This window comes from Vibrio sp. 1751, assembly GCF_033339895.1.
GTDB classification, from domain to species: Bacteria; Pseudomonadota; Gammaproteobacteria; order Enterobacterales; family Vibrionaceae; genus Vibrio; species Vibrio alginolyticus.
In genome coordinates this window covers 29,936-42,097 of sequence record NZ_JAWOVM010000041.1, presented here as the reverse complement: position 1 = coordinate 42,097, position 12,162 = coordinate 29,936, and the positions used below count along the sequence as shown (strand labels likewise).

Genomic DNA, 12,162 nt, shown 5'->3' with positions numbered 1-12,162 from the left:
TAACAGAGTTAGAGGTTCACTATGCATCCAGCACTATGGGTAAGTAAAACAGGTCTAGACGCCCAACAAACCAACATTGCCACGATTTCGAACAACTTGGCGAACGCCTCTACTGTCGGCTACAAAAAGAGCCGTGCAGTATTCGAAGATCTGTTCTATCAGAACATCAACCAGCCTGGCGGCCAGTCATCTCAGAACACGGAACTGCCAAGTGGCTTGATGCTAGGTGCGGGTTCTAAAGTGGTTGCGACGCAAAAAGTGCACACGCACGGCAATGCACAGACAACGACCAACGCACTGGACATGATGGTGGAAGGCGACGGCTTTTTTCAAGTGACATTGCCGGACGGCAACATCGGTTATACCCGTAACGGTCAGTTCACGCTAAATGGTGAAGGCACGTTAGTCACGTCGGGTTCTGGCTACCCTGTAGAGCCTGAAATTGTGATTCCAGAAGATGCGATTTCTATTACTGTCGGTACGGATGGTGAAGTGTCGGTTCGCGTCCGAGGGCAGCAAGACAACCAAGTCGTTGGTCAGTTAACCATTACAGATTTTGTTAACCCGGGTGGCCTAGAGCCAATTGGTCAGAACCTTTACTTACCAACGGGTGCCAGTGGCGATCCACAAGAGGGTGTTCCAGGTTTGGACGGTTTGGGTGAAATTCGTCAATCCATGCTGGAAGCGTCCAACGTGAATGTAACGGAAGAGTTGGTCAACATGATCGAAGCCCAGCGCGTTTACGAAATGAACTCAAAAGTGATCTCGTCAGTCGATAAAATGATGAGCTTCGTTAACCAGCAATTGTAACGATTAAGAGCAAGATTTGAGGAGCTCACGATGAAACGTATTTGCCTACTCGCTTTGATTGCTACGATGTCGGGATGTGCCATGTTGGAACCGATTGAAACGGATGAAGTGACACAAGCAACCACTGTGGTCGACGCAGTAGAAGGCGATAAATCGAAAGAAGAGAGCAGCGGTATTGTAGATACTTTACGTGGTAGAAGTGATCCGGTTGCTGGCGACCCTGCTTGGGCTCCAATTCATCCGAAAAACAAGCCTGAGCATTACGCTGCTGCAACAGGTTCGTTGTTTAGCGCCGAGCACATTACCGACCTATACGACGATTCTAAACCACGTGGTATTGGCGACATTATTACCGTAACACTGGATGAGACAACCAGTGCGACGAAAAGCGCAAATGCCGATTTATCGAAAACCAATGAAGCGCAAATGGACCCGCTTCAAGTTGGCGGAGAAGAGCTGCAAATTGGCGGAAAATATAATTTCTCTTATGACTTAAACAACTCCAACTCATTTGCAGGTGACTCTTCTGCAAAGCAGAGCAACAGCATCAGTGGTTACATCACTGTTGAGGTGATTGAAGTACTGGCAAACGGCAACCTCGTGATCCGCGGTGAGAAGTGGATGACGCTAAATACAGGTGATGAGTACATACGTTTAAGTGGCACTATTCGTCCGGATGATATTAATTTCGACAACACCATTGCATCAAATCGCGTTTCTAACGCAAGAATTCAGTACTCTGGCACTGGTTTGCAACAAGATATGCAAGAGCCAGGCTTCTTGGCACGATTCTTTAATGTAGCGCTATAACACGCCGTGCTGACGGCAATTTGACTGCAAGAGATAAGTAAGCATGAAAAAACTCCTTTTAGTACTGATGAGCGTTGCTCTGTTTTCTACCGTAGCCCAAGCCGCACGTATCAAAGACGTCGCGCAAGTGGCAGGTGTACGAAGCAACCAACTCGTGGGTTATGGTTTGGTTTCAGGCTTACCTGGTACGGGTGAAGCGAACCCGTTTACAGAGCAAAGTTTCGCCGCCATGCTGCAAAACTTCGGCATTCAGATGCCGCCGGGCACAAAGCCAAAAATTAAAAACGTTGCCGCAGTCATGGTTACGGCAGAGTTGCCGCCTTTCTCTAAACCGGGTCAGCAAGTGGACGTGACTGTCTCTTCCATCGGAAGTGCTAAAAGTTTGCGTGGTGGTACGCTACTACAAACGTTCCTCAAAGGTCTCGACGGTCAAGTTTACGCGGTTGCTCAAGGTAACTTAGTGGTGAGCGGCTTCAGTGCTGAAGGCGCTGACGGTTCTAAAATCGTAGGTAACAATCCAACCGTTGGTCTTATCTCTAGTGGTGCGACAGTAGAGCGAGAAATTCCAAACCCATTTGGTCGTGGTGATTACATCACGTTCAACTTGCTTGAGTCAGATTTCACAACGGCTCAACGTATGGCGGATGCTGTAAACAACTTCCTTGGCCCACAAATGGCGAGCGCTGTTGACGCGACATCAGTGCGCGTGCGTGCTCCTCGTGACGTCAGCCAGCGTGTTGCGTTCTTATCGGCAATCGAAAACCTAGAGTTCGACCCAGCAGATGGTGCAGCCAAAATCATCGTTAACTCTCGCACGGGCACCATCGTAGTTGGTAAGCATGTGCGTCTTAAACCAGCAGCAGTAACGCACGGCGGCATGACGGTTGCGATCAAAGAAAACCTGAATGTTAGCCAACCTAACGGCTTTTCTGGTGGGCAAACCGTAGTCGTACCAGACTCGGATATCGAAGTCAGCGAAGAGCAAGGCAAAATGTTTAAGTTCGAACCAGGCTTAACGTTGGATGATTTGGTCCGTGCCGTGAACCAAGTCGGGGCTGCGCCTTCGGACTTGATGGCAATTTTACAAGCATTGAAGCAAGCTGGTGCCATTGAAGGCCAGTTGATCATCATTTAATGGTTAGGAGGTAGGTATAATGAACAATCCTAACGACATTGGTTTTATCCATGACATCAGTTCTCTGGACACTCTGCGTCAAAAAGCAGTGAAAGAGGGAAAAGATGGCGAGCAAGAAGCATTGCATGCGGCTGCTCGTCAGTTCGAATCGATCTTCACCTCCATGATGTTGAAATCCATGCGTGAAGCCAATGAGGGCTTTGAGTCCAACATGATGAACAGCCAAAACGAGAAGTTCTACCGACAAATGTTGGATGAACAGATGGCGAGTGAATTGAGTTCGTCTGGTTCAATGGGACTGGCCGATATGATTGTTAAGCAATTAACGGCTGGGCAAGGGAACGACAAAAAAGAAACGGCTATGCGTGATGCGGCAAACAATGCTGCGGAATATCGTCGTGTTGACCCGAAAAAAGCGCGCGAGATTGAACAGCGCTTGATTGAATCTGGTCAACTATCTCGACCAAGCAATGAACCCACTCGATTCGATTCACCAGAATCCTTTGTTAACTCGATGAAGCCATACGCGGAGAAAGCTGCGAAAGCCCTAGGTGTCGAGCCATCTTTGCTACTTGCGCAAGCCGCTTTGGAAACGGGGTGGGGACAAAAGGTCGTGAAGAACGCGCGTGGCAGCAGCAACAACTTATTTAATATCAAAGCAGATCGAAGCTGGCAGGGTGACAAAGTGACGACTCAAACTTTAGAGTTCCACGATAACACGCCAGTGAAAGAGACGGCAGCGTTTCGCTCCTACTCAAGTTACGAAGACAGCTTTAATGACTTTGTACGATTTTTGAATGACAACCCACGTTACGATACAGCATTGCAGCAACGCGGGAATTCAGAGTCGTTTATTCGCGGTATCCACAGTGCGGGTTACGCGACCGATCCGAATTACGCAGATAAAGTCCTGCAGGTGAAGGATAAAATCGAAAGTATGTAATGTCTCTGCGACAATTTATGACGTTCTCGAAGGCTTGCCATAGTGCAAGCCTTCACTTTATCTGAACATCTACGCCTTTCTATCACTTGGCACATCTTTTGCTTTTAATGTGTCTAGGTGATCGGTTTTGCCGATTTATATTTCGTTTTTGGGGGCATGTATGGCGTCAGATCTTCTGAATGTAGGTACTCAAAGTGTGCTTACTGCTCAGAGACAATTAAACACCACTGGTCATAACATTTCTAATGTTAATACAGAGGGTTATAGCCGTCAGTCTGTTATCCAAGGCACGAATGATCCGCGCATGTTCGGTGGTTCTACCTACGGCATGGGTGTGCATGTGGAAAATGTTCGCCGCTCGTGGGATCAGTTTGCCGTGAATGAACTGAACCTGTCGTCGACCAACAATGCCAACAAAACGGATACCCAAGATAATCTTGATATGCTTTCTAGCATGTTGAGCTCTGTGGCATCGAAGAAAATTCCCGAGAACCTGAATGAGTGGTTCGATGCGGTAAAAACCATGGCAGATACCCCGAACGATTTAGGGGCACGAAAAGTGGTATTGGAAAAGGCGAAAATCTTCTCTGATACATTAAATGATTTCCACGAAACCGTGCGACTGCAATCTGATGTCACCAATAAAAAATTGGATATGGGCATTGAGCGCGTTAATCAACTTGCGTTGGAAATTCGCGATATTCATCGACTGATGATGCGTACTCCCGGTCCACATAATGACCTGATGGATCAGCATGAAAAGCTGGTTACTGAGCTGTCAGAGTACACCAAAGTTACCGTAACCCCACGCAAAAATGCGGAAGGGTTTAATGTTCATATCGGCAATGGACACACTCTTGTTTCTGGCACGGAAGCAAGCCAGCTCAAAATGATCGATGGCTATCCGGATGTTCATCAAAGACGATTAGCAATGGTGGAAGGGAATGGCATTAAAGCGATCAAGTCTGATGATATGGATGGCAAAATCGGCGCTTTACTTGAAATGCGCGACAAACACATCCCACAACTGCAAGATGAAATGGGCCGTTTAGCGACGGGCTTTTCCTACAAAATTAATCAGCTGCAATCTCAAGGTCTGGATCTCAACGGTAAGATAGGTAAAGACGTATTTACCGACGTGAACTCTGAGCTGGTGGCAAAATCTCGAGTTTTTGCTGCGCCTGACTCCCAAGCTGATGTTGCGGTTTACATCGAGGACATTTCCGCGATCAAAGGTGGTGAATATTCGCTGCGTTATGATGGCGATCAATACAGCGTGACAACACCGAAAGGTGAGCAAATGTCGTTGAACATCGACCGTTCGGATTCGTCATTTGTTCTGGATGGTATGAAAGTGCAAATTGGTGAAGGCCTTGCCGCCGGTGAGCGCGTATTGCTCCGCCCAACGAGAAGTGGTGCAGCCATCATAAAGATGGAAACCAATGACGCAAAAGCTATTGCCGCACAAAGTTATGAAGCCTCAACCACTTTTGCCCAAGGTAACGCCAAGTTTAAAATTCGTGAGGCGGGGGATGTTAAAGAGTTTGAGGTTACCGTACAACCAGCCGACGAGAAGCATGATAAGCCGTGGTTAAAGATCACGGATAACAAGGGTAATTTACTATCGGACAAATACTCATACCCGTTAGATAAAGATAACCCGAAGATTGAAATATCAGTGCCGAAAAGCCATCCGCTGTATAAAAACGGCGATGCAACCGTGTTTGAGTTGAGCGAAGGCGCACTGATGAATGATAAATTCACCGCAAACTTGGTGCCTTCTGAAGGTGGTAACGGCAACTTGAGAAAAATGCAGAAGATCCAAACAGACAAGATGATGGATGGAAAATCCAGTACCTTGATCGATGTTTATCATAACCTCAATACCGAAGTTGGACTGAAGTCTTCTACAGCAAACCGTTTAGCCTCCGTCGCTCGTTTAGAGCATGAAGCGGCGCAAGAGCGCGTTGCTTCTATTTCTGGTGTTAACCTCGATGAAGAAGCGGCCAACATGATGAAGTTTCAACAAGCGTACATGGCTTCATCACGTGTGATGCAAGCGGCGAATGATACCTTCAATACCATTTTACAACTGAGGTAAGGAGAAGAGATAAGTGCTAACCCGAATTTCTAGTTTCCATAACTATCAGTCCGTACAAAATGATCTGCGTCGTCAAGAGAATAAGGTTCACCACAACCAAGAGCAACTTGCTTCAGGGAAAAAGTTACTGAAACCTAGTGACGACCCCCTCGCTGCGCATTACATCCAAAACATTAGTCAGCAACAAGAGCAGCTACAACAATATCTTAGCTCGATAGTGTTGGTGCGTAATCGTCTAGAAAACCACGAAGTTAATATCGCCAATGCGGAGAATTTTGCCGACGAGTCGAAGCGCTTAACGATGGAGATGATTAACGGTGCCTTTTCTGCTGAAGACCGACAAGCAAAGAAGCGTGAGTTAGAAGAGATTGCGAACAATTTCCTTAACTTAGTGAACTCGCAAGATGAATCTGGTAACTACGTGTTTGCGGGTACTAAGCCAAAAAGCCAACCATTCTATCGCGATAAAGACGGTAGTGTTCAATACGCTGGGGACGATTATCAGCGCAAAATGAAAGTCTCCAGCATGCTTGAGATGCCAATGAACGATCCTGGCAGCAAGCTGTTTATGGAGATACCAAACCCATTTGGCGACTATCAGCCGAATTACGATCTACAAAACGGCTCTGAGCTGTTGCTAAACAAAGCCACTAACGTTGACGCGAAGGATGATGCGGCGTATCGCGTGACATTTGTCGATATGAATAACGGCAAATTTGGTTACCAATTAGAGCGTAACGGCAAAGTAGTGGATGCCGATGAGTTTTCTCCAGAGAAAGGGATTGAATACAAAGGCCTGAAAGTGCACGTAAAAGGCCAAATTACGCCTGGTGACAGCATTGAGATCGAAAAGCGGGCAGAGTTCAGCATTTTCGATACCTTCAAGGATGCAATGGCATGGTCAGACAAATCGGTTTCGGATACGTCGGCGACCGCCAAATTGCACCAAATGACAGAAGAATTCCACGCTGCTTTTATCCATTTGAATAAAGCGCGTACAGATGCCGGTGCTCGATTGAGTACGCTGGATATCCAAGAGCAAAATCATGAAGACTTTAATTTGTCTCTGGCAAAAGCGAAGAGCAACTTTGAGGACTTGGATTACTCTAAAGCCGTGATCGAGTTCAGTGAAAACTCGCGAGCGTTACAGGCATCGCAACAAGCATTCGGTAAGACCAAAGATCTAACGTTGTTTAACTACATCTAGTATGACACTCATACACATTGTCTGATTTTGATGCCTTATGTGCAAAGCCTTAAGCGCGATAAGTCGACGTAACCTGAGAGTCTGAGATGTCATGCGGCACGATTTTACCCAAAGCGGCAATGATGCGGGAGGCAAGTCGGGCGGCAACAGGGCAGCGTTCAATACCCTTGGGCTAAGATGAGTCTGACAAACCGGAAATAGCTTAATGATAAAGCTAACTTATTGTTTATTTGATTCTTTTAAAAGTAGTTAAATAATTTACGCAAGTTGGCACACAAATTGTATTGAAAATATCAGAACAGATTTAGAGATTCTAAACCCTGCGTTTAAGGCAGATTTAGCAAGTAACTTTTACGGTCAGTGCTTATCCAAATGAGAGTAAAGCTGGCCGCTTCGCAAAAGCTTGCGAACTCAACAGGAGAGCAAAATGGCTGTAACAGTTAGTACTAACGTCTCCGCGATGACCGCGCAGCGTTACCTAAACAAAGCGACTGATGAATTAAACACGTCGATGGAGCGCTTATCTTCAGGACATAAGATTAACAGTGCAAAAGATGATGCGGCAGGTCTACAGATCTCTAACCGCTTAACTGCACAGTCTCGTGGCCTAGATGTCGCAATGCGTAACGCGAACGATGGTATCTCGATTGCACAAACCGCTGAAGGTGCGATGAATGAGGCAACCTCTGTCATGCAACGAATGCGTGACCTTGCGATTCAATCATCGAACGGTACTAACTCTCCAGCTGAGCGTCAGGCGATCAACGAAGAGTCAATGGCATTGATTGACGAGCTAAACCGTATTGCAGAAACCACTTCATTTGGTGGTCGTCGTCTATTGAACGGCTCATTCGGTGAAGCAGCATTCCAGATTGGTGCGAGCTCAGGTGAAGCCATGATCATGGGACTCACCAGCATTCGTGCGGACGATACTCGCATGGGCGGTGTGACCTTCTTATCTGAGAACGGTAAAGATAAAAACTGGAGCGTTGACCCAGCTAAATCTGACTTGAAGATCACGCTACCAGGTATGGGTGAAGACGAAGACGGCAATGTTGATGATCTAGAAATCAACATTAATGCCAAAGCGGGCGACGACATCGAAGAGCTTGCCACTTACATTAATGGTCAGTCTGATATGATTAATGCGTCTGTAAGTGAAGATGGCAAGTTGCAAGTTTTTGTCGCGCATCCAAACGTTCAGGGTGAGATTTCTATTTCTGGTGGATTAGCATCTGAGCTTGGCCTGAGTGATGAACCTATCAGAACGTCAGTACAAGATATTGATATGACCACGGTACAAGGTTCTCAAAACGCGATTTCTGTGCTGGATTCGGCACTGAAATACGTAGACTCGCAACGTGCAGACTTAGGTGCGAAGCAAAACCGTCTGAGTCACAGCATCAACAACTTGGCGAATATCCAAGAAAACGTTGACGCCTCGAACAGCCGAATTAAAGATACAGATTTTGCGAAAGAAACCACGCAAATGACCAAAGCACAAATTTTGCAACAAGCAGGTACATCGATTCTTGCTCAAGCGAAACAGTTGCCAAACTCTGCAATGTCACTATTGCAGTAGTTTACTTAGCCTGTACTCAATACATTCAGACGTGGATGGGAATGCAGGCTTTTGGCAAGCAACTTTACAATAGAATGAGCGGCTCTCTCATCTCTCACCTGCCAATCATTTTCAATGTAAAGTTGCACTCGGTATGCCGGAAATGTGTTCATTTCTCTTGATCTCCACATAGGCTCTGGCGACCAACCTAGCCCCAGTTCTCTCAAAGGAAAAGGGGCTTTTTCTTTTCTAATTTTCACGTCTATCGTCTGCGAACTTACCTTTAATTGTTTCCTTTTGCTGGTTTTCTATACAATTTAGCCCTCTCGGCTCGATTTGTGGAAACTTGAGCACTTTTTCTTACTTTTCTTCAATTTTATTAGCTAAATCTCGCAATGTTATTTTTTTAAACTTTTTTCTAAAGCTTCTGAATTTGGTGTCGTTAATAGAGGTAACTTTGAGAGAACTACTTGGTTTTCCGAGACGTCGGAAACCGCTACACCGGAAAATCAATTGGAGAAATCACCATGGCAGTGAATGTAAACACTAACGTATCAGCGATGACCGCTCAGCGTTACCTAAACAACGCAAACTCAGCTCAACAAACTTCTATGGAGCGTTTGTCTTCGGGTTTCAAAATCAACAGCGCAAAAGATGACGCTGCGGGTCTACAAATCTCGAACCGTTTGAACGTACAAAGCCGTGGTTTGGATGTAGCGGTTCGCAACGCGAACGACGGTATCTCGATTGCACAAACTGCTGAAGGTGCAATGAACGAGACCACTAACATTCTTCAACGTATGCGTGATTTGTCTCTACAATCAGCAAACGGTTCAAACTCGAAAGCAGAACGTGTGGCGATTCAAGAAGAAGTGACCGCGCTAAACGACGAACTAAACCGTATCGCAGAAACCACTTCTTTCGGTGGTAACAAGCTACTAAACGGCACACACGGTGCGAAATCGTTCCAAATCGGTGCGGATAACGGTGAAGCAGTGATGCTTGAGCTAAAAGACATGCGCTCAGACAACAAAATGATGGGCGGTGTGAGCTACCAAGCTGAAAGTGGTAAAGGTAAAGACTGGAACGTTGCTGAAGGTAAGAACGACCTAAAAATCAACCTAACGGACAGCTACGGCCAAGAGCAAGAAATCAACATCAGCGCAAAGGCGGGTGACGATATCGAAGAGCTTGCGACTTACATTAACGGCCAAACTGACCTAGTGAAAGCCTCAGTAGACCAAGACGGTAAACTGCAAATCTTCGCTGGCAACAACAAAGTTGAGGGCGAGGTCGAGTTTTCAGGCGGTCTATCTGGTGAACTAGGCTTAGGCGAAGGCAAAAAAGTAACAGTAGATACTATCGACGTAACCTCAGTTGGTGGCGCACAAGAATCTGTTGCTATCATCGATGCGGCACTGAAATACGTAGACAGCCACCGCGCAGAGCTAGGTGCATTCCAGAACCGTTTCAACCACGCAATCAGCAACTTGGACAACATTAACGAGAACGTGAATGCGTCGAAGAGCCGTATCAAAGATACAGATTTCGCGAAAGAAACGACGGCAATGACCAAATCACAAATTCTATCGCAAGCGTCAAGCTCAATCCTTGCGCAAGCGAAACAAGCGCCTAACTCAGCGCTAAGTCTGCTAGGTTAATCAATTTAACAAAGCAAGAAACCAAAGCCAGGCTCATCCCTGGCTTTTTGCTTATTGGCTATAACGATTCAGATGTGTCCTGACAGTATGTTCGATAAGGCATTCATATCGATTAGATGATCTCTTTAAATTCCAATGTTTCTGCGATGGTGGCGCAGAGACACCTGAGTCAAGCAGCTGCGCAAAATGTTGAGTCACAACGCAACCTAACTTCGGGGTTTCGAATCAACTCGGCGAGCGATGATGCGGCAGGTTTACAGATATCGAATACTCTCCATGTACAAACGAGAGGGCTTGATGTCGCCTTAAGAAATGCGCACGACGCTTTTTCTGTTGCTCAAACAGCGGAGGGAGCATTGCACGAAAGCAGTGACATATTGCAACGCTTACGCTCTCTGGGGCTTCAAGCAGCAAACGGCAGTTATGACTCAAGTGATCGGCAAAGTATTCAATATGAGGTCGTAGCGCTGCAAGATGAGCTTGATCGTGTCGCGATCACGACAACATTTGCGGATAAAAACCTGTTTGATGGATCTTACGGTTCACAAAGTTTCCATATTGGCGCGAACGCTAATTCAATCTCTTTGACGTTACGTAACATGCGTAGCCATATCCCAGAGATGGGAGGGCAGCATTATGTTGGTGATGCGGTCGATAAAGATTGGCGAGTCACTAAAGATAACCAAACCCTAAAAGTCGAATACCAAGACAGTAAAGGGCAAACCCAAACGGAATCCATTGGACTCAAATTGGGTGACCGCATAGAACAGGTCGCCACTTACATCAATGCTCAACAATCGATAGTGAATGCTTCAGTAACGGAAAACAACGAACTGCAATTCTTCGCTTCTACGATGAAGGCGCCAGAGGGTGTGGTTCTCGAAGGGAGTTTAGCGGATGAGCTTGATGTGAGCGCTGGTCAATTAGTCACAATGGATGACATCGATATGTCGACGGCAGGTAAGGCGCAGCTTTCAATTGGGGTGATTGATGCAGCAATTAAGTATGTTGATTCGCACCGGAGTGAAATTGGCAGCTTTCAGAACCGTGTAAACGGCTCGATGGATAACTTAAATACTGTGAATCGGAGTGTTACAGAATCCAAGAGTCGAATAAGAGATACAGACTTCGCAAGAGAATCTACGGAAATGGTGCGTTCTCAAGTGCTCCAAGATGCGACAACTGCATTACTCGCTCAAGCGAAGCAAAGGCAGAGTTCGGCACTTGGATTACTTAGCTGAGCGGATTTCATTGATGTAAGTCGATCAGAAACAAAATTTCAGGTAATAAAAAACGCTGCCAATGGCAGCGTTTTTTCGTGTTCGATTAAGTAAAAATTACTTAGTTACACGTAGAACTGGAGTTTCACCAACAGTTACAGAACCAGAAAGCTTGTTTAGCTCTTTGATTTCGTCCATGTTAGAGATAACAACTGGAGTTAGCGTTGACTTCGCTTTCTCTTCTAGAAGAGCTAGATCGAATTCAATTACAGTGTCGCCAGCTTTAACAGTTTGACCTTCTTCAGCGATACGCGTGAAGCCTTCGCCTTTTAGTTCAACTGTGTCGATACCGAAGTGAACGAAAAGCTCAACACCGTCGTCAGACTCGATAGAGAACGCGTGATTAGTTTCGAAGATCTTACCGATAGTACCGTTTACAGGAGCTACCATTTTGTTGCCTGCTGGCTTGATAGCAATACCGTCACCAACGATTTTCTCAGCGAAAACAACATCTGGCACGTCTTCGATGTTTACAATCTCACCAGAAAGTGGCGCGATGATTTCGATAGCACCAGCGTCAGCGCTGTCATCAGATACAAGCTTCTTAAGTTTGTCAAACAGACCCATTGTGTCATGCTCCTAAGGTTTGGTTTTATTCTGTCGAATTATAGTATACCAATATAGCTCATTAGACGACTTTTTTCGCCGTCTAAT

General features: G+C 46.0%; 10 protein-coding genes. 9 read left to right on the top strand and 1 reads right to left on the bottom strand.

Features of this window, described 5'->3' with window-relative positions:
• Nucleotides 1-21: 21 nt before the first annotated feature.
• The 9 genes from flgG to R7041_RS13950 all read left to right on the top strand — a co-directional run bounded on the left by flgG (nt 22) and on the right by R7041_RS13950 (nt 11,469).
• Nucleotides 22-810, top strand: a complete 789-nt coding sequence (gene flgG, locus R7041_RS13990) for a flagellar basal-body rod protein FlgG (RefSeq protein ID WP_005382032.1) — start codon at nt 22-24, stop codon at nt 808-810.
• Between the two features lie 30 nt (nt 811-840).
• Entirely contained in the window at nt 841-1,620 is a 780-nt protein-coding gene (gene flgH, locus R7041_RS13985; protein WP_005382033.1) for a flagellar basal body L-ring protein FlgH, read from the top strand.
• A gap of 43 nt (nt 1,621-1,663) precedes the next feature.
• Entirely contained in the window at nt 1,664-2,755 is a 1,092-nt protein-coding gene (locus R7041_RS13980; protein WP_005393118.1) for a flagellar basal body P-ring protein FlgI, read from the top strand.
• Between the two features lie 16 nt (nt 2,756-2,771).
• Nucleotides 2,772-3,698 carry a flagellar assembly peptidoglycan hydrolase FlgJ gene (gene flgJ, locus R7041_RS13975; RefSeq protein WP_053807678.1) on the top strand — a complete coding sequence of 309 codons (927 nt, stop codon included), beginning with the start codon at nt 2,772-2,774 and terminating at the stop codon, nt 3,696-3,698.
• A 160-nt stretch (nt 3,699-3,858) separates the two neighbouring features.
• Complete coding sequence (gene flgK / locus R7041_RS13970; protein ID WP_115385803.1) at nt 3,859-5,799, top strand: flagellar hook-associated protein FlgK; 1,941 nt, start codon at nt 3,859-3,861, stop codon at nt 5,797-5,799.
• A 13-nt stretch (nt 5,800-5,812) separates the two neighbouring features.
• A complete protein-coding gene (gene flgL / locus R7041_RS13965) occupies nt 5,813-7,006 on the top strand; it encodes a flagellar hook-associated protein FlgL (RefSeq protein ID WP_005382037.1) in 1,194 nt (397 codons plus the stop codon).
• Nucleotides 7,007-7,433: 427 nt separating this feature from the next.
• Entirely contained in the window at nt 7,434-8,588 is a 1,155-nt protein-coding gene (locus tag R7041_RS13960; protein WP_005382038.1) for a flagellin, read from the top strand.
• Between the two features lie 506 nt (nt 8,589-9,094).
• Nucleotides 9,095-10,228: a flagellin gene (locus tag R7041_RS13955; RefSeq protein ID WP_005380447.1), complete on the top strand. Its 1,134-nt coding sequence runs from the start codon at nt 9,095-9,097 to the stop codon at nt 10,226-10,228.
• Between the two features lie 116 nt (nt 10,229-10,344).
• A complete protein-coding gene (locus R7041_RS13950; RefSeq protein ID WP_017819971.1) occupies nt 10,345-11,469 on the top strand; it encodes a flagellin in 1,125 nt (374 codons plus the stop codon).
• A gap of 96 nt (nt 11,470-11,565) precedes the next feature.
• Here the strand turns inward: R7041_RS13950 and crr are convergent, their stop codons facing one another.
• Complete coding sequence (gene crr / locus R7041_RS13945; protein WP_005382041.1) at nt 11,566-12,075, bottom strand: PTS glucose transporter subunit IIA; 510 nt, start codon at nt 12,073-12,075, stop codon at nt 11,566-11,568.
• Between the last annotated feature and the right edge of the window lie 87 nt (nt 12,076-12,162).

Coding starts and splice junctions, on each gene's coding strand:
- flgG (WP_005382032.1), top strand. CDS start 22: ATGCATCCAGCACTATGGGTAAGTAAAACAGGTCTAGACGCCCAACAA.
- flgH (WP_005382033.1), top strand. CDS start 841: ATGAAACGTATTTGCCTACTCGCTTTGATTGCTACGATGTCGGGATGT.
- R7041_RS13980 (WP_005393118.1), top strand. CDS start 1,664: ATGAAAAAACTCCTTTTAGTACTGATGAGCGTTGCTCTGTTTTCTACC.
- flgK (WP_115385803.1), top strand. CDS start 3,859: ATGGCGTCAGATCTTCTGAATGTAGGTACTCAAAGTGTGCTTACTGCT.
- R7041_RS13960 (WP_005382038.1), top strand. CDS start 7,434: ATGGCTGTAACAGTTAGTACTAACGTCTCCGCGATGACCGCGCAGCGT.
- R7041_RS13955 (WP_005380447.1), top strand. CDS start 9,095: ATGGCAGTGAATGTAAACACTAACGTATCAGCGATGACCGCTCAGCGT.
- R7041_RS13950 (WP_017819971.1), top strand. CDS start 10,345: ATGATCTCTTTAAATTCCAATGTTTCTGCGATGGTGGCGCAGAGACAC.
- crr (WP_005382041.1), bottom strand. CDS start 12,075: ATGGGTCTGTTTGACAAACTTAAGAAGCTTGTATCTGATGACAGCGCT.